Genomic DNA, 24,215 nt, shown 5'->3' on the forward strand with positions numbered 1-24,215 from the left:
TAGCGACTACCGACGTTAAAATCATGAAAAATCTCCGCTCAGCAATGAGTACGCAGCATTTTCACTATGACTCTCCACCGCTGTGGGCACTACGACATCCTACTGCGTAGCGCACCAACTTCATATTGTAGAAAGCCCGAATTTAACGATTTGGGCTTTTTTACGTCTGCAGAAAAGTAAAATACGCGTAATTAATGCACACTCATATCAACACCCATCACGTAGGTCGGGCGAGCGCAGCGACTCCCGACGCTAAAATCACATCATGAATAGGATAATGTTCTTATTTCACGATCTGGATTATCCGCTACTGCGGTATTAGGCATTACATTTTTAGTAACGACAGCACCCGCACCCACAATACTATTTTCACCAATACTCACACCCTCTAAAATAATTACACCTGTGCCAACCCATACGTTATTGGCTAACGCGATAGGCGCTGCAAAGTTTTCTTACTAAGCCTTTTTGCTGGATTAGTAGCATGTGACACAGCTAAAAGCTGAACTTTCGGGCCTATTAAGCAGTCATTACCAATGGCGAGCTGAGGAGGGTGTAATTAATATTTACAAAAGCAGGATTGTTAATGAAGGCTGAGATATTTAGTTGTTAATCGTCACTCAAAAGCTTTATCTAGTTGCTCTGCTCTCAACTTTATATAGATACTTCTAATAAAGTACTTAAGAAAACTGTACTATTACAGGAGTTTTAAAATAACTATAACGAGAAACATATGAAATTATTAACTGCAGCAACTTTAATAGTTGCTTCATCGACAACTTTTGCACGCCCTGCACCGTTAGTGTCTATTCCTACTCATGATGCCTTTTTTAATAGTATTGCAGCGCATTGCGGTAAAGCTTTTGAAGGTGAAGTGACGGTAGATAATGCGAAAGGGCCAAGCTCATTTGCAGATAAAAAGCTGGTTATGCATGTACGTAAATGTAGCGGGACTGAGTTACAAGTACCGTTTCATGTAGGAGACGATGCATCACGTACGTGGATCATAACCAAAACGGGTAGTGGCTTAAGCTTAAAGCACGATCATCGTTATAAAGATGGAACAGACGACGCATCAACTATGTATGGTGGCCATACGCTTGATGCAGGGTTTGCGCAAATGCAGTCGTTTCCAGCAGACCAATACTCTAAAGAGTTATTCGTAAAACAAGGCATTGCACAGTCTGTAGGTAATACATGGCAAATGTATATTTACCCAGAAGTATTTACTTATCGATTAATTCGCCAAGGGCGTGAGTTTAAGGTGGATTTTGATTTAACGAAACCGATTACTCCACCATCAGCACCTTGGGGTTATAAAGACTAAGGTTACTTACCCTTGTTTGTATCTTCTTTAGTTTCGCATTGTAGTAAAACACTTAAATCTGGTTGGTAAGCACGTGGTTTTGTTGGAAAGCGCTCGTACTCTTGCACGCCTTCAAGTATTTTCAACATAAAGGTATTGCCGCGGCATAGACGGTCAGCATGGCGTAATAAAAATACACTTTGATTGGTAAAGTGTTTGTAATCGTCTGACTGGATTTCTATTTTATAGTTGTCTTCGCCAATTTTGGTTTGGTAGTAATGCACTTTGTTGTCAAAGTCGTAGAGCTTCTCTGTTTCGGCTTTTTCAGCAAGTGCAGTATTTGCACTTGAAAGGGCCACCAGTGTAGCGCCTATAAATAAGCGTGGTGCGTTTATTCCTTTCATAAAATATATCCTTTAATTTGCGAACTTTATACCCATTAATAAGAGTAATAAGGTCGATTTCTTTACGTATTAGTCTAACACCCAAAAAGGGAAAGTGTGATGTTCAAACAAATAAAACAACTTTTTGCTGTATTTGATGAGCAGCAGCCAAGTATGCAAGAGCACGATTTAAAAACAGCTGTTGCTGCATTATTAATTGAAGTTATGCGTGCAGATACCAAGCTTGAATATGATGAACAACGAACCCTGACTGTAACCTTAAAAAAGTATTTTAATTTAACAGATATTGAGGTTAATGAGCTTACTAATAACGCGGCAAGCAGCTTAGATGATTCGATAGATTACTTTCAGTTTTCAAAACAGATTAATGAGCATTGCAGCGCGGCGCAGCGAATTGAAATAATAGAGTTATTATGGCGCTTAGCGTATGCCGATGGAGAAATAGATCCCCAAGAAGACTACGTAATACGTAAAGTAGCAGGGCTTTTATATGTAACGCATACCGATTTTATCGCCGCAAAACTCGCGGCGACAAAGTAATTAGTTATTTAGGCGTGCAAGTTATCTTAACTTACTTGCAACGCTTACTAACTGATGAGTAAGCGCCGATACTCGCTCTGCAGTAACAGGTTCATTAATTTGCCCATTTTCATCAAACAATGTGTGTACAGCGGGTACTGCAATTTGATCGGCAAGTACTAACGATCCAATACCACTTAATATATCACGTACATGATTTAAACCGCGTAACCCACCAAGTCCACCTGGTGATGCTGAAAACAGCGCCACTACTTTATTACGAAAAGCAGGAACAGCACCTTGCTCTGTACGCGATGCCCAATCAATCGCATTTTTAAGTGCTGCAGTTATAGAGCCGTTGTACTCTGGGCTTGCTAGTAAAATACCGTCAGCTGCACGTAGTTTGTCTTTTAAAAGCTGTACATCGCCTGGTGTACCTTGCGCTTCAATATCTTCGTTAAATAGTGGGATTTTTAATTCGTTTAGTTTTATTACTTCTACTTCAGCACCTGTTTGTAGAGCAAAACGTGCTGCTTCATTAATAATTTTTTGATTAAAGCTTTCTTGTCGAAGACTTCCTGCTAGGGCGATAATTTTTGGTGCTGACATGCTAGTGACCTTTTAGTGTTTAAACTTACAACGCTAATGTAGCAAAATTTTGCTTGTAGAAAACCCCAATAAACGCAACACTTGTGTGCGTAAATGCACATAAGTATAAGGTAAGTAGCATGGCGATAAAATTTGAAGATTGGCAAGACGTTAAAGTAGCGTTTGAAGTAGCACGATTAGGCACGTTAACGGCGGCAGCAGAAGAGCTTAATGTGCACCACAGCACAGTACTTAGGAGAATTAATAATCTTGAAAAAAACTTAAATGCACGCCTTTTTCATCGCCATGCCCGTGGTTACAAGGTTACTGAAATTGGCACCAAGTTATTTTCAACAGCACAAACTATCCATAGCTCCTTAGAGCAGTTACATAACGATATAGCAGCAGCCGATAGCACCCTTAGAGGGAGTTTATTACTAACGACGGTAAGTGGTTTTATGGATGTACTTGGTGATGTATGTGAGCAATTTCAGTCGCTACATCCACAAGTGCAGCTTGAGGTTATTTTAGAACAAAAAAGATTAAGACTCGATCACGGACAAGCACATATTGCAGTGCGTGCAGGCCCAAGACCTGATGAAGGCGATTATATTGCTCAGCATTTAGCGCAGCTTTCATCGGGTTTATACGCTAATAAACGTTACATTAATAAATACGGCATGCCTAGATTGTTAAGTGATTTACAACAACATAATTTTGTATCGGGTGTGGCGGGTTTTAATGCCCGCGTGCCTTATTTTGCATGGGCTGATGAACATATTCCTGCATCGCAAATTAAGCTGCGAGTATCTGAAACCGCAGAAGCGACTCGTGCAATAATTAAAGGGCTAGGCATTGGCGGATTACAGCATGATGTAGCGGCGCAATATTCTGATTTAGTACCTATATTACACAGTGAGTTAAGCTGGCCTACCGATGTATGGTTAGTCACGCATCACTTAGTGCATCGCACTGCTAAAGTACAAGCTTTTGCAGGGTTGTTAAAAACACATTTTAGTAAGTTAGCTGCTAATCAATAACTTTAGCAGCATTTTAGCCGTGTTTTAAATGATTATAGTGTTTTTTTTACTTCTATCCCAAGGCGTTTAGCCAAGCGTACCAAGTTAGCTCTATCTAATTCGAGCACTCTTGCTGCTGCTGACCAATTGTAATTATGCTGCTTTAATTGCTCGGTAATTACATTGTATTGCAAAGATTCTACAGCTTGCTTTAAAGGTTGGTTGATTAGGGTATTGGTTGTGCTTTGAGTTTCAACAATTGAATTTGGCTGTGCACTAGGTGTTAAATCACAGTGCTCGCTTGTAATGGTTATTATTGGATTTTGCCATTGGCTTTGTTTTGCTTTTAAGGCGCTGCGGCTAATGACATGTTCAAGCTCGCGAACGTTACCTGGCCAGTTGTACTGATTAAGCAATAGTTGCGCTTCAGGGCTTAGTTTTAATTGTTTTATCCCTAACTTACGGGCTGTTTGCTCAATAAAATAACCAGCTAAGAGTGTTATGTCGTGCTCGCGTTTACTAAGTGGTGGCACAGTAATAGGGTAGACACTGAGGCGATGGTATAAATCGGCTCTAAAGCGACCTTGAGCTACTTCTTCCTTTAAATTTCTGTTGGTTGCAGCAACGACGCGTACATCTACGTACTTTGGCGTGTCTTCTCCTACCGTTTGTATTTCGCCACTTTGTAGCACTCGTAATAGTTTACTTTGCATGGCAAGGGGTAGTTCGCCAATTTCATCTAAAAATAACGTGCCGCCATCAGCTAATTGAAATTTACCTTGGCGCGAGTTTTGTGCGCCTGTAAAGGCCCCTTTCGCATGACCAAAAAATTCACTTTCAGCAAGATTTTCAGGAAGCGATGCACAATTTAAGTGAATAAGCAGTTGATCTTTGCGAGCTGAATTTAAGTGAATATTACGCGCAACAAGTTCTTTCCCTACCCCTGTTTCACCTAATATAAGCACGCTAAAGTTAGATGCTGCAACGAGTTTAATTTCGTTTTTAAGTGTTTGCATTAGCGGACTTTGACCAATAATTTCACCGCCGTCCCGTGTTAACGCTTCACGATTTAGTTCTTGCACTAATGCACTTGAGTGCTGTGCATGCTGTTTGTAATGGGTAAGTTCTAAGGCCGTTTTAAAGTGAGCACTACACAGCGTTTGTAAGGTATTGAGTGTATCAGCGCTTATGCTGTTAAATGCATTGGCGTTAAGGCTATCAAACGTAAGTACGCCAAGTAGCGCGTTTTTATCATAAAGAGGTAAACCTAAACATGCATGTACCGGTATGTCGCCGGTTTTAGCTAATAGCAATCCGTCGTATGGATCGGGTAGTGGGCAGTCGTGCGCAAATTGTAGCGCGAGTGTGCTTTTGCAAATAGCTTCTAGGCGAGGGTGTTCTACTATTTTAAATCGTCTGCCAAGGCTGTCGGACATTAACCCTTTAATTGCCAGTGGTTTTAATTGCTCGCCCTGAAGCACTAATAACGCACTTGCATCACTAGGGATCACCCGTTCAACCGTTGCTAGTAATTGATCAAAGCTATGCTCGTGCAGTGTACTTTGAGCAAGCTCTAGAGCAACTTGTGTAAGGTTGAATTGCTGGTTCATGTCAAAATGACCTATTCGAGTTTTTGTGAGTTAATTTATAGTAGGTCATAAAGACTCATAGTGTAAAGTGGTTTAATTTAACTTATTGAATTTAATTGAATAAATTTGTTGGCACAGTATGTGTAATAGCTAAGTAACGTAGTTAGTTACAGAGGTCGCTATGAACACACTAATGCTGAATAATTTAAATAATCAAACACAGTTTAGTTCACTATACGAAACAGTATTATTTGCTGCCAATACTGCATTGGCTGTGAGTTTAGTGTGTACTACGGCAAGTATTTTAATTAGCTACCCGTTTGCTGAGTACTTTTCCATGGCGGTGCAAGTATCAGCTCATATTGGCACTATTGTTATTGCTGCTATTTTAAAAGTAAGTTACGTACTGCGCTGTGTTGCACAACATGGTTTAGGGCAGGAGGTACGATAATGCGCCCTATAAACTTAACTGAACCAATGGCAGCACGCGTTGCTATTCATCAAGTATCTCAATGGCCGTTATGGATGCTCGCTTTTAGACCTTTCTTTTTAGGCGGTGGCTTATTGGCATTTTTGTCAGTGGGGTATTGGCTACTTATTTTAACAGGCCATGCAAGTTGGCACTTATCGATACCTGCAACATTATGGCACGCGCACGAAATGCTGTTTGGCTTTGCAGGAGTTGTAGCTGTTGGCTTTTTACTTACCGCTGCACAAACATGGACAGGCGTACCGAGCATAAGTGGCAAAGCACTTATGTGGCTTACGTTTATATGGCTTGCAGCGCGCTTAGCCTTTTTTGTGATATTGCCTGATATTGCTCATTTTAATTTATATGCTGCACTTACATTACAAGTTATTTGGTGGCTAGGCGCCATAGCAGTACTGGCTAATATGTTATTAAAAGCCAATAGCAAAAGTAACTATCCATTTTTAGCTATTTTAGCTGTGCTTTGTGGGCTCAATATATTGTATTTAATACTCATTTTACAGAAAAACATGCAGCTTGCACTTGGTGTGGTTGATACCGCAGTACTGGTAATTACTTTACTAGTTGGCATTGTTGCGGGTCGCGTTTTACCATTTTTTACCGCTAAAGGTCTAGGTTTAACCGCACAAGTTCGCACTCCTAAAATAGATAAAGCTGTTATGTATTTATCTATTTTGGCTATCACTTTATTTTTCATCAACAAGTTGTTTTTGAACACGATTAATCCTGCGTTAGTTGTTGCAACTGTTGCTGCGCTTCACCTGGTCAGGGCTGGTTTTTGGTGGGATAGCAAGGTATTGAGAGTGCCGTTGTTATGGTCTTTACATTTTTCCTACTTAGCGTTAGGCGTAGGGTTAATGATGGTTGCATTTAGCTTTTATAGCAGTGCAATACAATTTAAAGATGCGCTGCACTTAATCACTATTGGCACAATAGGTATGATGATTTTAGCAATGATGACGCGTGTATCACATGGTCATACAGGGCGTACACTCGCTATTCCTCATTACATGGCTGTTGCTTTTGCGTTTTTGCTTGTGGCCGCTATTACTCGTTCATTACTCCCTTTTATTATTGGGCCTCACCTTGCTTGGCAAATAAGTGCTTTGCTGTGGTTAGTGGCTTTTTCATTATTTTTAATTCACTGCACACCTATATTAACGCGGCGTCGTGTTGATGGGCGTCGTGGTTAGTTCATCCATAGGAAACACATATGTTATCTGATAAAACCATTGAGATTGTAAAAAGCACAGTTCCGTTATTAGCGCAGGCGGGTACGGTTGTTACCGATCATTTTTATAAGCGTTTATTTAGCCATAATCCTGAGCTTAAAAATATTTTTAATATGGCGAATCAAGATACAGGTCGTCAGCAATTTGCACTTTTTAATGCATTGGCTGCGTATGCACAAAATATTGATAATTTAGCCGTATTAAAAGAAGCGCTAACACGTATTAATCATAAGCATACAAGCTTGAATATTTTACCTGAGCATTACCCTATTGTAGGTGCACACTTAATTGGTACGCTTAAAGAGCTTCTTCCTGAGCAATTTACTCCCGATGTTGAATACGCTTGGCGCGAAGCTTACGGCGTACTTGCTGATATTTGTATAACCGAAGAAGCTGCTTTGTATGAGCACAGTAAAAATAAACACGGTGGTTGGGCGGGAACTCGCCAATTTGAAATAACCAACAAACAGGCTGAATCAGAACTAGTAACGAGTTTTACACTTACGCCAGTTGATGGCGAAGCTGTTATTACACATAAACCAGGGCAGTATTTAGGTATTAAAGTTAAGCCAGAGGGCGCTGAATATGAAGAAATTCGCCAGTATTCTATTTCACAAAAAAGTAACGCTAAAAACTACCGTATTAGTGTTAAAAAAGAGCTACAGCCAAAGCCTGGCATGGTGTCTAATCATTTACACTCATTAGAGCAAGGCACTATTGTTGAGCTATACCCGCCGGCAGGAGACTTCTTTTTACGTAATAATACAAGTCCAGCGGTACTCATTTCAGCAGGTGTTGGGCAAACGCCAATGCTGGCTATGCTTGAAACGTTATTAAGTGACAACTCTAATCAAGAGATTATGTATTTACATGCCTGCGAAAATACTCAGCAGCATTCGTTTTCAAAATATTTAAATGAGTTAAATGCAGTTTATAACCGCTTACAAACAATGACGTGGTTTAACCAAGCGACAGAGGGCGCTGACTTTACTGGGTTAATGAACCTAAACGCAGTACAAGCACAGCTACCATTGAGTAATGGTGACTTTTACTTATGTGGTCCTGCCGGTTTTATGGCATTTATAAAAAACCAGTTACTTGAGTTAGGTGTTAAAAACGAGCAGATTCATTATGAAGTGTTTGGTCCGCATCAAGACTTGTAATAACGCTTTAAAATAGAAAAAGGCGCGTAGCGATATGCTGCGCGCCTTTTTTATTAATTTATAAACATTAATAAAGTGCCTTATAACTCTTTACAGGTAACACCTTCAAGTACTGTAGTAAGCTCTTTTTTAGGATAGTAAAGCTCGCATTGGTTATTACGTAGTTGCAAAATAAACTTCTCAGATTTTATATTATGCGCGCCCATAATTACTCTGCCATCAGACCCTTTACTCATTGCATGATCAATTAGCAGTTCGCTACGTTTAGTAAATACCGAATCGGCAAGTGTTACTAATGTGCCTCCCTTAGCTTGTTGAATTGCCTGTTGTAGTGTTGTAATAACGCTGGGATTAACGCTCGTTAATATAGCGGGTTTAGCAGGCTCACTATCTACACTTTGGCATCCGCCTAAAGCGAGCAAGGTGGCTAATGGGAGTAATAATTTAGCCATTACCTTTCCTCACCCAGCGTTGGCCAAGTTAAGTCCATATTACGCTGGGTAAATTGTACCGGCATATTTAAAGGAATGAGAGATTCACGAGAGCTTGAAAAATTAGCTGGTTCTGCTTTTGCAGCAGCCGTTCTAACTGGACAACTGCCATTTTCAACATGAAATAATGCGGTGGCTAAAACGGCCTCGTCACTGTCGCCTAACTGATGATCAAAGTCGTCCTCAATTTCACAACCTTGAACATCAGCATCAAATTGTGGAGTAGGGGTTGGTGTAAAACCCGCAGCGTATTCGCCAAATCCTTTGCTATTTACGCCACTAAACTGAATAGTGTAATAGGTTGTTGCGCAGTTATGAGTTGGGGTAAAGCCATAGGGCTTACCGCAGGTTGTGTCGCCAATTAAAATAACTTCTGCGTCTATACCTTTTAAACCATTAATAAAAGCTTCTGATGCCGAACAGGTGCCTGATGTGCTTAATACATAAACCTTTGATAGGTTTAAATCAGGTAGGTTTTCACCTGTGCTAAAAAAAGTAGAGTAATCTATTTCTTCATCAATAAATGGGAAGGGCGAATCAACGGGTTGTTTATCGTTTTGTTGAGTTTGATAATAAAAGCGGTTGCTAACGTTGGCATTACCGGCAACCATATAAGCTAATTGTGCCGACAGTGCTAATAAACCACCACCGTTATATCTAAAGTCGATTACAAGCTCATCAATACCATCGGTTTTAAACTTATTTACCGCATCAATAAGCCCTTCTTGGGCAATGCTTATATGGCTATTAAATTGCATGTAACCCACGCTTGAACCATTTGCGGTTGTAATCGTTTTAACATTTTGAACAGGTGTTTGTTCAATATTACCAGCGGTTACATTAAATGTTTTTTCGGCGCCATCGTTACTGCGTACAACAATAGTATGTGAGTCGCCGTTAGTAGGACTAAATAAACCTTCGTTAAGCGTATCTACACCCGACTCTGTATTGGTATTAATGCTAACACCGTCAACTGAAAGTACGGTATCACCACGTTGAAAGCCTATTTGGCTTGCAGGCGAATCATCTTCAAGATAAGCAACGCGTAAAATACGATCGGCTGTATCGCCAATAAACGCCCAATTCATACCGTAACCAGAAGTAACGCCCGATTGCGCTTCTTGAAAGTAATCTTCAGTAGGTTCTGAAAAATGAAAGTTATCTTTTTTTGCACCTGAGTCGGTAAGCTGCTCTGTTTTTAATTGGGCAAAATAATCGGCTACTGTGGCAAAGCTTTCAGGGTCGTTATCGGCAATCTCATCATACCAAAGGTATGTTTCGTCGCTCCAAGAGCGAAGCCAAAGCTTTTCATAAAGGGCAGACCCCGCTTGATCTGGGTAGGGGTTGTTGTTATTAAAGGGATCGTTACCCGTACGAGGGGTTTCGCAAAAGTTTTTTAAATCGTTAGAGGGCTCAAATACCGCCGCTGTCCATGTTGGGCTGCTACTAACAGGTGTTGTAACTATAGGCGTGGTAACTACAGGAGCAGAGTCGATACCGCCTCCGCCGCCACAACCCGTTAAAGCAAAGCCCGAAAGTGCTGCAAAAATGGCAAGCGAGGTTTTATTATTTTTAAACATAGTTAAGGACTTTCTGTAAATAAGTTGTTTAAAATATTACAACACTCGCTCGTTTATTCAACATTTATAACTTTGATTTATGTAAATGAGTGTTAAAGCTTAGAGCTTGCTCGCACTACTTGTATCTGCAAATGCTTGCTTTTTCCACGCATTAAATAACTTTTGCTGTTTATCAGAGATTTTTAAACCGTATGTTTTCTGCATGTAAGCGTAAGTGTCGGCTATACGTTTACGTGCATAGACAGGCGGTTCAACTACACGTTGCTTAAAGTTTACTTTTACTTCGCAGCGACCATACTGTGTGGCGTTTTCGCTAAGCATGCCAAAACGATAATTAGAGCGATCGGCATTAATTTCGCCAATAGCTGGCGCTAAGTTATTTATATCAGCTTCCATTTTTCTAAATTTAGCACTTACTTTACGGCAGTTTTTACGTCCGCCATCTTGCCAACATTGTAGCTGATGACCAAATTCCCACGCCGGAACAATATGTTCCCACTCAATGCGTAGTGCTCGCACATTTACTTTGCCTGAGCGGGTAAGTGTATTTCGAGGAATGTAACCACAGTTAGAAGGATCAGGAATGAGTTTTTTGCCTTCTTTTTTAATATCACAACCGCAGTAAATACTTTTGGCGTTGTCAGGGAGGGTTTTAATTAAATGTCTTTTAGCCGTTGAAAAACGGGTAAATTGTTCGGCAGATACCGAAAAACACACACAGCAAGCCAGTAAGGCCAGAATAAATCGAGTCATATCCATCACAAATGTGAACTACAGGAACAGGCAGTTTAAAGCCTTGAAGATAAAAGATAAAGTTAACTTAAGGCCTGCACTTATATTACTAAAAAGTGTCCGATTAATTTTTTATTCAAAGTTATTTTCACTATTCATTTATTTCTTACTATTTATCGTATTTTAACCACACAAGATTATACGTTAAGGAGTATGCTTAAAGCTTACTCAATATGGGGATTTGGATTGCAAATGAAATTTGTTGATTATTATGCAGTGCTCGGAATATCGCCTGATGCAGACGATAAAGCAGTTAAAGTAGCTTATAAAAAATTAGCCAGAAAATATCACCCAGATGTAAGCAAAGAGCCTCAAGCAGAAGATAAGTTTAAAGAAATAGCAGAAGCTTACGAAGTCATTCATAACAAAGAAGAACGCACTAAATACGACGAGTTACGTCGTCATCAACAAAATCGTGCTCGTCAACAGCAAGGTAATTATGGTGGTAACAATGCCTCATCGCAAAGTAATTATCAGCAAAGCGATCCTCAAACCGATCAAGAGTTTTCTGATTTTGTTAATTCAATGTTTGGCGGCGCCGGTGGATTCAATCGTTCCGGGCAGAGCAGAAGTAACGCCGCTCGCGCGCAAAAAGGACAAGATGTGGAAATAGAGTTCCCGATTTTTCTTGAAGAGACTTTAGTTGATACCGTTAAGCCTGTTGAGTTTATGTTACCGCAGCGAGATAGTAGTGGTCGTGTCTCTGAAATTAAAAAATCACTTAAAGTGAAAATTCCCGCAGGTTCAGTAAATGGCGAACGAATTCGACTAAAAGGGCAAGGCGGATTAGGGTCAGCGAACGGGCAAAATGGCGATTTGTACTTACAAATTAGTTTAGTGCCCCACCTATTATTTGATGTTGAAGGTCATAACCTAAATATAGTCGTCCCTCTTGCACCATGGGAAGCGGCTCTTGGTACAAAAATAAATTTACCTACGTTGGCAGGCAAAATCCAATTAACTATTCCATCTAATAGTCAGTCTGGTCAACGCTTGCGTATTAAAGGTAAGGGATTAATGAGTAAAAAAGCCAAAGGTGATTTATTTGCTGTGCTTAAAATTGTTAATCCAACATCTGTTGATGATACCAGTAAAAAACTTTGGGAAGAATTAGCCGAAAAAGCTCACTTTGATCCCCGTAATAACTGGAGCAAGCCATAATGCAAATTATCGTGACACAAAAAGATGATTTACTTACTAGCAAAGAGCTATGTTTGAGTAGTGATATTAGCGAAGCAATTTTATATGAGCTAGTTGAGCACAATATTGCGGTTCCAATTGAGGGGAAGCATGTTACGCAGTGGCAATTTACGGTATCTGCAGTGACCTTAGTTAAAAAAGCGGCCCGTATTCAACATGACTTTTCGTTAGATTGGTCGGCAATAGCTTTAGTTTTACAATTGCTGGATGAGCGTGATGAGTTGATTTTCGAAAACGAAATGTTAAAGCGACATTTGAGTCGATTTAAACACTTGGAATAAAATCTGCCCTTGGGTACTTCCTAGGGCTTATTTACTCTTTGGTGAGAGTGCGCTAGTTCTTAAAAACCAATATGACTACTTTGATTTATTCTTACTTTTAATTCGGATAAATCGTTTTAGTCGTATGTTTTGCATAAGTAGTAATATACCACTTAGGCAAAAAAGTACGCTGGTTGCTGCAAAACTAATAAGCAGCGGATTATTAAAATCCTCTCGCTCATCGTAATCCATAATATGTAACATCCAAAAAAAGTCGAAAATTCGCCATAGTGTGCTGCGAACGGTGACAACTCTGCCGTTATTTTCTGACAAATACAGTGTTGTGTTAAATGTGTCGTCAAATTGTACCTGCCAAACATTGGTTTTATATCCAACTTCTCGCATACCTTGCTTTAGCAGTACAGCGCTTGTCACTTGAGCATCAATAAGTAAGTGTGCTTTAGCATTTGCGGTAATTTGTATTTTAGTTGGCGGCTCAAAAGGCCGGCCTGTTATACCGTTAAAGCTTTGCTGTTCATCTTTATTTATTACTGTAATTATAGGTGTGGTTAAAAAGTTCTCAAAAATTATTTGTGTTGGATTAACCACCTGAGATGCAATATCGTTAAGGGAGGCAACATAATCAGCCTGCGTAAATGGGTTATTAAGAGTACGTGTTGCAAGATGCTCCCCATGAACTTTATCAAGAGGAATAGCGCTCATGACTAAACCGCCTAATAGCCAAGCTAAAATTTGTAATGTGAGCAAATAACCGAGCCATTTATGTAACTTGCGAGCATACTTAAATATTTTTTTATTCATGTTTTAGTCTTATTATTTTTAGAGGCTAGTTTATTACATTAATGGGATTAGTTACTGCGACATTTTGTCGCAGTTTAAACTATAGCTTACTGTAATCATTTAAAAATAAAAAAGATTACACTTAAATTGCTAACATGACTTATTTGTTTAATTGAGCTGAGTGTTTGATATCCAGCTAGCTTTAAACGCTAAAAAATACTTAAAAGCTGCGAAATATCTATATAAAGTGGTTAATAGAGCATAGTTGATTTGGTATAACGGTAAAACTGCGTTAAAGTTTGCAATGAAATTATTAGAGGATAAATACGAAACGATGTCGGAAATTCAATTTTTAAATGTAGATCTTGAGCTTGAATCAAAGCAAGATATTAGTTTGCTAGTGGCAGACTTGAAAAAAGTCGCGACGATTTTACATTATGACAAAGACGAATACCGTCAATTAGCGCGTATTGAAGCAACAGGTGTAGTAAACACGCCTGACAAAGCAATAAACCATATATGTGAGCTTATTGAATCGTGTTCGCGTAACGCGCTAAAGCAATGGTTAAGCTGTTCACGTAGAACGTTTGATATTGGTTTTGAATCAGGCACTTCCCCTAAGTGCTTTAATCAAGCCTTAGATGCAGATACATTACTACGTATATCTGCGATTGGTGCGGGTATGGAAATTACAATTTACCCAATCGAAAAGTAACTACCTTCGCTCTACGACTGCTGCGGTCATTTTTGATACGCAGCACAGCTCATTGCGGCTATTTGTAATTTTTATTTCCCACACTGAACTACGTTTGCCAATATGAAACGCTCTTGCCGTTGCTGTTAAAGTGCCGTTGCGAGATGCTTTTAAATGACTTGCGCTAATTTCCTGCCCCACGCAGTAAAATTTTGTAAAATCGACAACAAAGTTAGCTGCATAGCTGGCAACTGTTTCGGCAAGTACAACGTTAGCACCGCCGTGAACCATTCCCATTGGGTTATGATGCTCAGGAATTGCCGGCATAGTGGCTACTAAGTAATCATCACCAATTTCAGTGACTTCTATTCCCATGGTTTTCATTAATGTTCCTTGGCCATCAATGCCTTGTTCTAACTGCTTGCACAGCTCTAAAGTGATGGGCTGGTACCAAATACTCATAATGACTCCTTTGCTTTTTTAATCATTTATAAACCTAGCTTTAGTTATATCCCTAAAATGTACACAAGTGAAATTACTTTGGCTATTTTAAGGCTTAATTTAAATTTGCGATTTTTATTTAACTGTATATACTCACAGTTAAATGTACTGTATGGAAAACCAGTTGTATGCGACCATTAACGAACCGCCAAGCTCAAATACTCGAACTAATTAAAGTTTTTATTAAAGACACTGGTATGCCTCCTACACGTGCTGAAATAGCGCAAACATTAGGTTTTAAAAGTGCCAATGCTGCTGAAGAACATTTAAAAGCACTTGCTAAAAAAGGCGCAATTAAAATGAAACCAGGTGCAAGCCGTGGTATTCAGTTAATTGAAGAAGAAGAGCCAGAACAATTAGGTTTACCGCTTATAGGGCGTGTTGCTGCTGGTTCACCTATTTTGGCGCAAGAGCACGTTGAAAGTCACTGCAAAATCGATCCATTAATGTTTAAACCGGCTGCAGATTTTTTACTACGCGTTAACGGTATGAGCATGAAAGATATTGGTATTATGGATGGTGATTTACTTGCTGTACATCGTACTCAAACCGCTGAAAACGGGCAAGTTGTTGTTGCCCGCCTAGACGAAGACGTAACTGTAAAACGTCTTGAGAAAGCGGGTCGTAAAGTATTACTTCATGCTGAAAACGACGATTTTGAATCTATTGAAGTAGATCTTGAGAATGAGTCTTTTAATATTGAAGGCTTAGCCGTTGGCGTTATAAGAAACGCTGATTGGATGTGACTTTAAAAATAGCTTTTAAACAAGCAGTTTTATAAATGCGTACTAATTAGTACGCATTTTTGTTTTAAATTCGCACTAAAAATAGGGCATAAATAGCTCACTGACAATTTAAGCTGTAAACTTTTTTGCACTTATATTTTCCCCCTTCGAATGCGTTAAACCCCTTTGTTTTGCTCATCTTTTGAACTTACTGTTACCTAGTTGGTTATTGATTTTTTATTAATTACTCAATATCACCTGATTGTTTTTTATACTAAAACTTGCTTGTTGTTCATTTTTTAGCTAATTATTAATGTGCTGAGCTAATAATAACTCACAGCTTTTTAGTTTTGAGAACACACAATATACACAAACCCGTTGTTGGCGCAGCAAAACCAATCAATATTAAATGAGATTGACTAAAAAAATAAAAATAACGAATTGGCGTTTAAGCCGTACGCCTCTTCGCTTTGCATTCGCAATAGCATCAAAGGAGCCGTCACATGGGTAAACTGACCTCTACCTTGTGGCTTATATTATGTGTTTTTTCGCACCCAGTTTTGGCTAACAGCCAATACAATATGCGCAAAGGCGTAACCGATATAAGCAATAATGTATATCAGCTGCACATGACCATATTTATAATATGTTGTGTGATTGGGGTGATAGTGTTCGCAATTATGTTTTGGGCACTTATTCATCACCGTAAATCTAAAGGGGCTGTACCTGCCCAATTTCACGAAAGCACTAAAGTAGAAATACTTTGGACTGCAATCCCGTTTGTTATTTTAATTGCTATGGCAGTACCAGCCACTAAAACCCTAATTGCAATGGAAGATGCCAGCAAAGCTGATCTCACTATTAAAATTACAGGCTCGCAATGGAAATGGCATTATGAATATATGGGTGAAGATGTAGAGTTCTACTCTATTTTATCTACCCCGCAAGATGAAATAGCGAATCTTGCAGATAAAAATCCTAACTACTTACTTGAGGTTGATAAACCTCTCGTACTGCCAATAAATCAAAAAGTAAGATTTTTAATGACTTCTGACGATGTTATTCACTCTTGGTGGGTACCTGATTTTGCAGTTAAAAAAGATGCGAATCCCGGCTTTATAAACGAAACATGGACGAACATAAATGAAGAAGGTACTTACCGAGGCCAATGTGCTGAGTTGTGTGGTAAAGATCATGGCTTTATGCCCGTTGTGGTGGTCGCTAAATCTGAGGCTGATTTTAAAACGTGGCTTGCAGATGCAAAGCAAGCTAAACAAAAAGCAGCATTAGCAGATGCCGCATTACTTGATAAAACCCTCCCAAAAGAAGAATTAATGACTTTAGGCGAACAAGTATATATGGCCAATTGTGCTGCATGTCATCAGCCTACTGGCATGGGGTTACCGGGTGTATTTCCTGCACTTAAAGGCAGCCCTATAGTGCTTGGCGATATAAAAGATCACATTGATGTAGTTATCCATGGGCGACCCAGTACGGCAATGCAAGCATTTGCCAAACAGTTATCTATAAAGCAATTAGCAGCGGTTATTACTTATAAACGTAATGCGTGGGGTAATGATACGGGTGATGTTATTCAACCGAGTCAAATACAGGCAGCACTTGATGCCAAAGTGGAGGCGAACTAATGAGTAGCATAGTAGAACAACCTAACGCCAATGAAGCTCATCATGCTCATCACCCAGCTAAAGGTTTTAAACGCTGGCTTTACACAACTAATCATAAAGATATAGGTAGTTTATATTTAATTTTTTCGCTGACCATGTTCTTAATTGGTGGTGGAATGGCCATGGTGATCAGAGCTGAATTATTTCAACCAGGTTTACAGTTGGTCGATCCTCACTTTTTTAATCAAATGACCACAGTGCATGGTTTAATTATGGTGTTTGGTGCGGTTATGCCGGCCTTTACAGGCCTTGCTAACTGGATGATACCACTCATGATTGGCGCGCCAGATATGGCATTGCCAAGAATGAATAACTGGAGCTTTTGGATTTTACCGTTTGCGTTTTTAATCCTATTGGCATCGTTATTTATGCCTGGTGGGGGTCCTGCATTTGGTTGGACTTTTTATGCACCACTGTCTACAACATACAGTAATGATAATACTGCATTGTTTGTATTTGCCGTACATATTATGGGGATTAGTTCAATAATGGGCGCAATCAATGTGATTGTAACCATAGTGAACTTACGTGCCCCAGGCATGACATGGATGAAGTTGCCCTTATTTGTATGGACGTGGTTAATTACTGCCTTTTTATTAATAGCGGTAATGCCAGTGCTTGCAGGGGCTGTCACTATGGTACTTACCGATAAGTATTTTGCGACCAGCTTTTTTGATGCCGCAGGCGGTGGCGACCCGGTGATGTTCCAACACATTTTTTGGTTTTTTGGTCATCCCGAAGTATACATAATGATTCTTCCTGCCTTTGGCATTATATCTACAATAGTACCTACCTTTTCTCGTAAAAAACTTTTTGGCTATGCCTCAATGGTATACGCCACATCCTCCATAGCACTATTGAGCTTTATTGTATGGGCTCATCATATGTTTACCACTGGGATGCCGGTCGCTGGCGAGTTGTTTTTTATGTACGCGACCATGCTTATATCGGTACCTACAGGAGTAAAAGTATTTAATTGGGTTGCCACAATGTGGAAAGGCTCAATAACTTTTGAAGTGCCAATGCTTTTTAGTATTGCGTTTATTGTGCTGTTTACCTTAGGTGGCTTTTCGGGGTTGATGCTGGCAATTACACCTGCTGACTTTCAGTACCACGATACTTATTTTGTAGTGGCGCATTTTCATTATGTATTAGTAACAGGGGCTGTATTTTCGATAATGGCGGGGGCCTATTACTGGCTGCCCAAGTGGACGGGCAATATGTTTAATATCACGCTAGCTAAATGGCATTTTTGGCTATCGCTGGTGAGTGTGAACGTATTGTTTTTTCCTATGCATTTTGTAGGGCTTGCCGGTATGCCGCGTCGAATTCCCGATTATGCACTTCAATTTGCCGACTTTAACGCAATCATAAGTATTGGTGGATTTGCCTTTGGTTTATCGCAATTGTTGTTTGTAGCTGTGGTAATTAAATGCGCGCGTGGCGGTGATAAAGTGCCTGCAAAAGTATGGGAAGGGGCAGAAGGGCTTGAGTGGGAAGTTGACTCTCCAGCGCCATATCATACTTTTTCTACGCCGCCGGTAATTAAGTAATGACACACGCACCGCTACTCAAACGTTTGGTACTTATTTGCATAGGCATGTTTGCCTTTGCCTTTGCTTTAGTACCTTTGTATGACGTGTTTTGTGATGTAACAGGGCTTAATGGAAAACCTTCGCTTGAGCAAGCAGAGCAAAGTACACAAATAGTACAAAATCGAGAAGTCGGCGTTAGCTTTACTACTCACGCACAAAGTGGTGCACCGTTTGAAGTTAAATCAAAAGAATACAGTGTAGTGGTAAAACCCGGTGCAATGCGTGAAGTAATGTTTAGTGCTAAAAATAACAGCAACCTAGATAAAGTAATGCAGGCTGTACCATCAGTCTCGCCAGGTAAAGCGGCAAAGTATTTACACAAAATAGCCTGTTTTTGCTTTGTTCAGCAACCTCTAAAAGCAGGGGAAGAACTTGAATTTAAATTACTTTTTTATGTTGATACCGCACTGCCGAGCGATATTGAAGAATTAACTTTATCTTATACCGTATTTGATATTAGTGAACAGCTGGTGGCAAGTAACAACTAGCTTTTTAAACTAGTGTGAAACTAGGAGTAAATAAAATGAATCAAGAATATGAGCATTATTACGTACCTGAGCAAAGCCCATGGCCTATTGTAGGTGCTGTTGCATTGTTTTTTATTGCAGTAGGGGCAGGCTTGACTGTTATGAGTGTAGGTAAAGAAGGTGGTAGCGGGGTTTATCTGCTTTATGCCGGTATTGCTGTACTTGTGTATATGTTGTTTAGCTGGTTTAAAAATGTAATTAATGAATCGGACCAAGGTTTGTACTCAGCACAAATGGATCGCTCTTTTAGACAAGGTATGAGCTGGTTTATTTTTTCTGAAGTTATGTTTTTTATGGCCTTTTTTGGTGCGCTTTTTTATGCACGCGTATTGTCGGTACCTTGGCTTGGAGGCGCAGGCAATAATGCAATGACTAACGAGGTTTTATGGCCAACTTTCGAAGCTGTTTGGCCGCTAGTTTCAACACCTGCTGGTGAAACTACTCAAGCTATGGGCTGGCAAGGCTTACCGCTTATAAATACCTTAATACTGCTTACTTCCTCAGTTACTTTACATTTTGCCCACGTAGCGATGGAAAACAATAAACGCACTCCACTTAAAGTTTTTTTAGGCGCTACTATTTTATTGGGCGTTTGCTTTTTAGGGCTGCAAGTTGAGGAGTACATGCATGCATATAATGACCTTAACCTAACGCTAGATGCGGGCATTTACGGTAATACGTTCTTTTTATTGACTGGTTTTCATGGCATGCATGTAACGTTAGGAACCGTACTTTTATTTGTAATATTTTTACGGATATTAAAAGGGCACTTTACTAAAGATAAGTATTTTGCTTTCCAAGCAGCTGCTTGGTATTGGCACTTTGTTGATGTGGTGTGGCTGTGTTTGTTTGTATTTGTATATGTGCTGTAGCGTTTATTGGCGAATTATTTGCTTTAATAAAACCAAGTTTAAGCGCTGCAATAACAACAACTAAAACAACGACCGAAAACAATACGCGACGACCTAAAAAGTGAGACATAGGTCGTCCCCCAGTTTTCCCTGACACCATAATAAACAATGCTCTAAATAAGTTAAAAAGTATAAATATTAACAACAGTACGATAATAATTTTAATAATCACTGAGTTGACCCTTTATGCAGTTCGTTTTATGGCACAAACAAAAGCTTAGTTCACTAATCACACTTTGTATGGTTGTGGTTGTTGTACTTGTGTGTGTGCGACTAGGATTTTGGCAGTTGGAGCGGGGTGAGCAAAAACAGCAGCAACTAACCGCTATTGCTAAGCAACATACTCGTGGTGTGATGAGTTGGTCTCAATTACATAACCTGCCTGATAGCTGGAACAAAACAGGTGTATTGGTTGAGTTAAAAGGGCGGTTTGTACAAAACCAATATTGGCTTTTAGATAATCAAGTTTATAACGGACAAGTAGGGTACGACCTACTTGCTTTACTAAAGCCAGCCAGCGAAGAAAAAGTGATTTTAGTTAATTTAGGATGGGTAAAAGCGCCTATATCTAGAGATACACTGCCAAAGGTTACTCTGCCTACAGGTGTTTTTATTCTTAAAGCGCAAATAAAAGAAAATAACCTAAGTAGCTTTACGCTTGAAGATAAAACTACAAATAACGACTTACCTACAAGAATCCAATCTATCGACTTGAATATGCTGAGCACTCAAAGCCAGCAATCATTAATTAATTTTATGGCTTACAGACAAGGTACTGGTGATGAGATTGCAACACCTCATTATGAGGCAGTTGTTATGAGCCCTCAAAAGCATAATGCCTACGCTGTGCAATGGTTTTTAATTGCTATTGCATGTGCTGTTGTGGCTATTTTTGCGAGTAAAAAAAGGACACATAATGAAAAATAACCCCCTTGTGTTGTTTGTGGGCTGCTGCGCTATCCCATTAATTTTGGCATATGGCGCATTAAAGTTTGATTGGTTGCCTACTGCAATTACTAATAATGGCGAGTTTTTAAGCCAAGAAATAAAACTTAAAAATTGGCCGCAAAATAATCCCAAGCAATGGACTATCGCACTTAATTATTCAAACGAATGTAACACCCCATGCAGCGAACAACTCAATGCACTTAATAATTTATATGTGGCACTTGGTAAAAACCAAGGCAAGGTTGATATGGCTGTAATGGGAAGTCTCGACAATAAAAATCTACCATGGAAAATTATTACCGAGCAACAGAGTTTAAATCCTGCAAGTTTATATTTAATTGATCATATGGGGTTAGTGGTACTTGAATATCCCTTTAAGGTCGAGCCACAAGAAAACCGTTTAGTACAAAAAGGGTTATTAAAAGATCTAAAAAAATTACTTAACTATTCTCGTTCTAGCTAACTAAGTTGAGCTTAAGTTGGAGTATCTGATGTATAAAAATTATAAAAACTTAGTATTAATAACAGGATTACTCGCTTTGATTGTAGTTGCTTTAGGTGCGTACACCCGCTTAAGTGATGCAGGTTTAGGGTGCCCCGATTGGCCTGGTTGTTATGGCTTTTTAACGGTACCTAAGCATGAGGCTGACATAGCCTTAGCAACTCAAAGCTACCCCGATATGATGTTCGAAACCGCAAAAGCGTGGAAAGAAATGATTCATCGCTACTTTGCAGGTGCTTTAGGCTTACTTATTTTAGGTTTATTTGTGTTGGCTTTTTTAAAACGCCAATATTCAACTACGCCAGTTAAATTGCCTTTGGCTTTACTTCTACTAGTGGTGTTTCAGGCTGCCCTTGGTATGTGGACAGTAACCATGAACCTTCAGCCGCTTATTGTAATGGGCCACTTATTAGGTGGCTTTAGTATTTTGTCACTTATAACGCTTTTATATTTACGGCTAACCGCAAAACCTATTATGGGTGGCGATAGCGGCGCAAAACGCTATTTCTGTTTAAGTTTAGTAGCGCTCAGTGTATTAATTATCCAAATTGCACTTGGTGGTTGGCTGGCTGCAAATTACGCCGCTCCACATTGTAGTGGTTTACCATTGTGTAATTACGCACAACCGTTTTCATTGAGTAGCGTATTTCAATTACCACTTGAGCACAGTAATTATGAGTTTGGTGTGTTATCGCAGCAAGCGCGTATGTCTATTCATTTATTACATCGCATTTGGGCACTCGTTACTTGCATTGTTCTGGCGTTAATTATGTGGAAAATATACAGCCAAGCGTACTCTAAAAAAATTAAAAATTGCGTTGTGAGTGTATTACTTGTTCTGCTTTTCCAAATTAGCTTAGGGCTTATTTTAGTACATTGGCATATTCCGTTGGAAGTTGCACTGGCGCATAACTTGATGGCAGCCATACTGTTATTAAGCATGGTTAGGTTGTGTTATTACCTAAAATCACGCACATAAAGGGGAAATATGATGGCACTTATAATTGATAAAAAAATACTGCTACCCGTTGATACTCAATCGCTAATTTCGCGTACACATAGTTTGCTGCAAGACTACTTAGCAATTAGTAAATTTAAAGTGGTAGCTATGCTGGTGCTAACAGCTTGGGTTGGTTTAGCGCTGGCTCCCGATGTAGGGCGCGGTATGGTCGTACAGTTTATTAGCTTGTTAGGTATAGGGCTACTTTCTGCTGCTGCAGCGGTTATTAATCATGTGGTTGATAGCGAGATAGACTCAAAAATGGCGCGGACTCGTCATCGCCCTGTGGCTAAAGGGCGTTTAAGTAAAACACATGCGCTTAGTTTTGCAGCTGTTATTGGGGTTGCTGGTTTTATTATGCTGATGGTGTGGGCTAATACCTTAACCGCTATATTAACGTTATTTGCATTGGTAGGTTATGCATTTGTTTATACATCATTTTTAAAGCGTGCAACGCCGCAAAATATTGTTATAGGTGGGTTGGCTGGCGCAATGCCTCCATTATTAGGTTGGGTGTCAGAAACAAACCAAATGGCAGCAGCCCCTTGGTTACTCGTAATGATAATATTTACCTGGACCCCACCACACTTTTGGGCGCTGGCTATAGCACGAAAAAGTGATTATGAACGCGCTAAAATCCCTATGTTACCAGTAACTCATGGTATCGATTTTTGTAAAACCTGCGTCGTTGCTTACTCTGTTTTACTCGCTGTTGTTTGCGTATTACCTTATTTAATCGGTATGTCTGGATTAATATATTTAATAGGTGCGTGTGTATTAAATGCAGTGTTTATATATAAAGCCGTCAAATTAAAAATTGCTGGAAATGATGAGACTGCAATGGACTTATTTCGTTTTTCGATTATTCATTTAATGGTACTCTTTGTAATCTTATTTATAGATAAATGGCTCCCTTTATGAAGCAGTTATGGCTTGGGTTAATTGTTATTTTAGTTTCGTTTTTATCAGCATGTTCAAATGAAAATAGTCCACCAGATGTAGATGCATTAGTTTACGAAAATGCAAAGCCACTGTCTGATTTTACGCTAAACGATCAGCGCGGCGAATTAGTGACTAAGCAACAATTTTTAGGACAGTGGAATTTAGTATTTTTAGGCTACACAAGCTGCCCAGATATTTGTCCATTAACACTTGCTAAGTTAAATGCTGTTTATAAAAACTTACAAGCAGATTATCCGCTACAAGTTTGGTTTTTATCGGTTGATCCAAAACGCGATACACCAGCTAAACGAAAGCAATATATAGATTACTTTAACCCAGACTTTTTAGCTGTGTCGGGAGAGCATAAACACCTTTTTCCTGTTGTTCGAGAGCTTGGTTTAATTTACGCCATTAGCGATAGTAGTGAATCAGAATATGCTGTTGATCATAGTGCCTCGGTCGCTATGGTTGATCAAAATGGAGCCGTTAGAGCTATTTTTAAACCAGAATTTAAACAAGGTAGTGTGCCATTAATTAATGCGACGATTTTAGCTGAAGAGTTTAAAAAAATAGCTGATTACTACAAGAACTAGTTTTTTACTTTTTACCAGTTTTAAAGGAGCTTTAGGCTAATGCCAGTCAGTTAAGCTGACTGGCATTTTTCTTTTTATGGGGATACTTAGATGGTTTTGGCTTAACCCATCGGGGATATCTTCTATCCTCTCGTCTAGCTGGAAGCTTAAATAAGACC

28 protein-coding genes and 1 pseudogene are annotated in these 24,215 nt (G+C 39.4%); 19 read left to right on the forward strand and 10 right to left on the reverse strand.

Annotated features, from left to right (window positions below):
- Positions 1–263: 263 nt before the first annotated feature.
- A pseudogene (locus I6F40_RS18780) lies at positions 264–544 on the reverse strand (DapH/DapD/GlmU-related protein); the annotation flags it as partial.
- 189 nt (positions 545–733) lie between these two features.
- On the opposite strand from I6F40_RS18780, the gene I6F40_RS18785 reads away from it, so the two are divergent.
- Positions 734–1,327 (forward strand): hypothetical protein, encoded by a 594-nt coding sequence (locus tag I6F40_RS18785; protein WP_166379523.1) that lies wholly within the window; start codon positions 734–736, stop codon positions 1,325–1,327.
- Between the two features lie 2 nt (positions 1,328–1,329).
- Here I6F40_RS18785 and I6F40_RS18790 read toward each other — a convergent pair whose 3' ends face one another.
- Positions 1,330–1,710, reverse strand: coding sequence for a hypothetical protein (locus I6F40_RS18790; RefSeq protein WP_024591701.1), 381 nt, complete (start codon positions 1,708–1,710; stop codon positions 1,330–1,332).
- 99 nt (positions 1,711–1,809) lie between these two features.
- On the opposite strand from I6F40_RS18790, the gene I6F40_RS18795 reads away from it, so the two are divergent.
- Positions 1,810–2,250, forward strand: coding sequence for a tellurite resistance TerB family protein (locus I6F40_RS18795; RefSeq protein ID WP_166379526.1), 441 nt, complete (start codon positions 1,810–1,812; stop codon positions 2,248–2,250).
- A 21-nt stretch (positions 2,251–2,271) separates the two neighbouring features.
- Here I6F40_RS18795 and I6F40_RS18800 read toward each other — a convergent pair whose 3' ends face one another.
- Positions 2,272–2,838: an NADPH-dependent FMN reductase gene (locus I6F40_RS18800; protein WP_166379528.1), complete on the reverse strand. Its 567-nt coding sequence runs from the start codon at positions 2,836–2,838 to the stop codon at positions 2,272–2,274.
- A gap of 119 nt (positions 2,839–2,957) precedes the next feature.
- On the opposite strand from I6F40_RS18800, the gene I6F40_RS18805 reads away from it, so the two are divergent.
- Positions 2,958–3,857 carry a LysR family transcriptional regulator gene (locus I6F40_RS18805; protein ID WP_166379530.1) on the forward strand — a complete coding sequence of 300 codons (900 nt, stop codon included), beginning with the start codon at positions 2,958–2,960 and terminating at the stop codon, positions 3,855–3,857.
- A 32-nt stretch (positions 3,858–3,889) separates the two neighbouring features.
- Here I6F40_RS18805 and norR read toward each other — a convergent pair whose 3' ends face one another.
- Complete coding sequence (gene norR, locus I6F40_RS18810) at positions 3,890–5,446, reverse strand: nitric oxide reductase transcriptional regulator NorR (RefSeq protein WP_166379532.1); 1,557 nt, start codon at positions 5,444–5,446, stop codon at positions 3,890–3,892.
- Positions 5,447–5,606: 160 nt separating this feature from the next.
- Between norR and I6F40_RS18815 the strand changes: the two genes are divergently transcribed.
- The 3 genes from I6F40_RS18815 to hmpA are packed head-to-tail and all read left to right on the forward strand — an operon-like array spanning position 5,607 to position 8,310.
- The gene (locus tag I6F40_RS18815; protein WP_166379534.1) at positions 5,607–5,876 is read left to right on the forward strand and encodes a hypothetical protein; all 270 of its coding nucleotides are present in this window, start codon (positions 5,607–5,609) and stop codon (positions 5,874–5,876) included.
- Positions 5,876–7,108, forward strand: coding sequence for an NnrS family protein (locus I6F40_RS18820; protein WP_166379536.1), 1,233 nt, complete (start codon positions 5,876–5,878; stop codon positions 7,106–7,108). The genes I6F40_RS18815 and I6F40_RS18820 overlap by 1 nt, the downstream gene beginning before the upstream one ends.
- Before the next feature lie 20 nt (positions 7,109–7,128).
- Positions 7,129–8,310 (forward strand): NO-inducible flavohemoprotein, encoded by a 1,182-nt coding sequence (gene hmpA / locus I6F40_RS18825; protein ID WP_002959635.1) that lies wholly within the window; start codon positions 7,129–7,131, stop codon positions 8,308–8,310.
- An 80-nt stretch (positions 8,311–8,390) separates the two neighbouring features.
- Here the strand turns inward: hmpA and I6F40_RS18830 are convergent, their stop codons facing one another.
- The 3 genes from I6F40_RS18830 to I6F40_RS18840 all read right to left on the reverse strand — a co-directional run bounded on the left by I6F40_RS18830 (position 8,391) and on the right by I6F40_RS18840 (position 11,134).
- A complete protein-coding gene (locus tag I6F40_RS18830; RefSeq protein WP_002959634.1) occupies positions 8,391–8,762 on the reverse strand; it encodes a hypothetical protein in 372 nt (123 codons plus the stop codon).
- Entirely contained in the window at positions 8,762–10,381 is a 1,620-nt protein-coding gene (locus tag I6F40_RS18835; protein WP_166379538.1) for a S41 family peptidase, read from the reverse strand. Before I6F40_RS18835 ends, I6F40_RS18830 begins: the two co-directional genes overlap by 1 nt.
- A gap of 99 nt (positions 10,382–10,480) precedes the next feature.
- Positions 10,481–11,134, reverse strand: a complete 654-nt coding sequence (locus tag I6F40_RS18840) for an endonuclease (protein WP_029751433.1) — start codon at positions 11,132–11,134, stop codon at positions 10,481–10,483.
- A gap of 231 nt (positions 11,135–11,365) precedes the next feature.
- Here I6F40_RS18840 and I6F40_RS18845 point away from each other — a divergent pair, with 231 nt between their 5' ends.
- Both I6F40_RS18845 and I6F40_RS18850 read left to right on the forward strand, forming a co-directional pair.
- On the forward strand, positions 11,366–12,334 hold the full coding sequence (locus I6F40_RS18845) for a DnaJ C-terminal domain-containing protein (RefSeq protein ID WP_166379540.1): 969 nt from the start codon (positions 11,366–11,368) through the stop codon (positions 12,332–12,334).
- Positions 12,334–12,654, forward strand: a complete 321-nt coding sequence (locus I6F40_RS18850) for a chaperone modulator CbpM (protein ID WP_007584937.1) — start codon at positions 12,334–12,336, stop codon at positions 12,652–12,654. Before I6F40_RS18845 ends, I6F40_RS18850 begins: the two co-directional genes overlap by 1 nt.
- Positions 12,655–12,729: 75 nt before the next feature.
- Here I6F40_RS18850 and I6F40_RS18855 read toward each other — a convergent pair whose 3' ends face one another.
- Positions 12,730–13,455, reverse strand: a complete 726-nt coding sequence (locus tag I6F40_RS18855) for a membrane protein (RefSeq protein WP_024591693.1) — start codon at positions 13,453–13,455, stop codon at positions 12,730–12,732.
- Between the two features lie 313 nt (positions 13,456–13,768).
- On the opposite strand from I6F40_RS18855, the gene I6F40_RS18860 reads away from it, so the two are divergent.
- Positions 13,769–14,149 (forward strand): hypothetical protein, encoded by a 381-nt coding sequence (locus I6F40_RS18860; RefSeq protein WP_008138697.1) that lies wholly within the window; start codon positions 13,769–13,771, stop codon positions 14,147–14,149.
- Here the strand turns inward: I6F40_RS18860 and I6F40_RS18865 are convergent, their stop codons facing one another.
- Positions 14,150–14,590: a PaaI family thioesterase gene (locus tag I6F40_RS18865; RefSeq protein WP_007584940.1), complete on the reverse strand. Its 441-nt coding sequence runs from the start codon at positions 14,588–14,590 to the stop codon at positions 14,150–14,152.
- 167 nt (positions 14,591–14,757) lie between these two features.
- Here I6F40_RS18865 and lexA point away from each other — a divergent pair, with 167 nt between their 5' ends.
- The 5 genes from lexA (at position 14,758) to I6F40_RS18890 (ending at position 20,033) form a co-directional block, all read left to right on the forward strand.
- Positions 14,758–15,375 (forward strand): transcriptional repressor LexA, encoded by a 618-nt coding sequence (gene lexA, locus I6F40_RS18870; protein WP_007584941.1) that lies wholly within the window; start codon positions 14,758–14,760, stop codon positions 15,373–15,375.
- 482 nt (positions 15,376–15,857) lie between these two features.
- Positions 15,858–17,000 (forward strand): cytochrome c oxidase subunit II, encoded by a 1,143-nt coding sequence (gene coxB / locus I6F40_RS18875; protein ID WP_166379542.1) that lies wholly within the window; start codon positions 15,858–15,860, stop codon positions 16,998–17,000.
- A complete protein-coding gene (gene ctaD / locus I6F40_RS18880) occupies positions 17,000–18,592 on the forward strand; it encodes a cytochrome c oxidase subunit I (RefSeq protein WP_007584944.1) in 1,593 nt (530 codons plus the stop codon). The genes coxB and ctaD overlap by 1 nt, the downstream gene beginning before the upstream one ends.
- Positions 18,592–19,122 carry a cytochrome c oxidase assembly protein gene (locus I6F40_RS18885; protein ID WP_166379544.1) on the forward strand — a complete coding sequence of 177 codons (531 nt, stop codon included), beginning with the start codon at positions 18,592–18,594 and terminating at the stop codon, positions 19,120–19,122. The genes ctaD and I6F40_RS18885 overlap by 1 nt, the downstream gene beginning before the upstream one ends.
- A gap of 35 nt (positions 19,123–19,157) precedes the next feature.
- Entirely contained in the window at positions 19,158–20,033 is an 876-nt protein-coding gene (locus I6F40_RS18890; protein WP_166379546.1) for a cytochrome c oxidase subunit 3, read from the forward strand.
- Here the strand turns inward: I6F40_RS18890 and I6F40_RS19860 are convergent.
- Positions 19,936–20,244 (reverse strand): DUF2909 family protein, encoded by a 309-nt coding sequence (locus tag I6F40_RS19860; protein WP_166379548.1) that lies wholly within the window; start codon positions 20,242–20,244, stop codon positions 19,936–19,938. The two genes, I6F40_RS18890 and I6F40_RS19860, sit on opposite strands and share 98 nt — an antisense overlap.
- Positions 20,245–20,258: 14 nt before the next feature.
- On the opposite strand from I6F40_RS19860, the gene I6F40_RS18900 reads away from it, so the two are divergent.
- The 5 genes from I6F40_RS18900 to I6F40_RS18920 are packed head-to-tail and all read left to right on the forward strand — an operon-like array spanning position 20,259 to position 24,057.
- Positions 20,259–20,999 carry an SURF1 family protein gene (locus tag I6F40_RS18900; RefSeq protein ID WP_166379549.1) on the forward strand — a complete coding sequence of 247 codons (741 nt, stop codon included), beginning with the start codon at positions 20,259–20,261 and terminating at the stop codon, positions 20,997–20,999.
- A complete protein-coding gene (locus tag I6F40_RS18905) occupies positions 20,989–21,483 on the forward strand; it encodes a transmembrane cytochrome oxidase associated protein (RefSeq protein WP_166379551.1) in 495 nt (164 codons plus the stop codon). Before I6F40_RS18900 ends, I6F40_RS18905 begins: the two co-directional genes overlap by 11 nt.
- Positions 21,484–21,511: 28 nt before the next feature.
- Positions 21,512–22,501: a COX15/CtaA family protein gene (locus tag I6F40_RS18910; RefSeq protein WP_166379553.1), complete on the forward strand. Its 990-nt coding sequence runs from the start codon at positions 21,512–21,514 to the stop codon at positions 22,499–22,501.
- Between the two features lie 12 nt (positions 22,502–22,513).
- Entirely contained in the window at positions 22,514–23,443 is a 930-nt protein-coding gene (cyoE, locus tag I6F40_RS18915; RefSeq protein WP_166379557.1) for a heme o synthase, read from the forward strand.
- Positions 23,440–24,057 (forward strand): SCO family protein, encoded by a 618-nt coding sequence (locus tag I6F40_RS18920; RefSeq protein WP_166379555.1) that lies wholly within the window; start codon positions 23,440–23,442, stop codon positions 24,055–24,057. Before cyoE ends, I6F40_RS18920 begins: the two co-directional genes overlap by 4 nt.
- The last annotated feature ends 158 nt before the right edge of the window (positions 24,058–24,215 follow it).

The sequence above is a fragment of the Pseudoalteromonas sp. SWXJ133 genome, assembly GCF_015864365.1.
Classification (GTDB): domain Bacteria; phylum Pseudomonadota; class Gammaproteobacteria; order Enterobacterales; family Alteromonadaceae; genus Pseudoalteromonas; species Pseudoalteromonas arctica.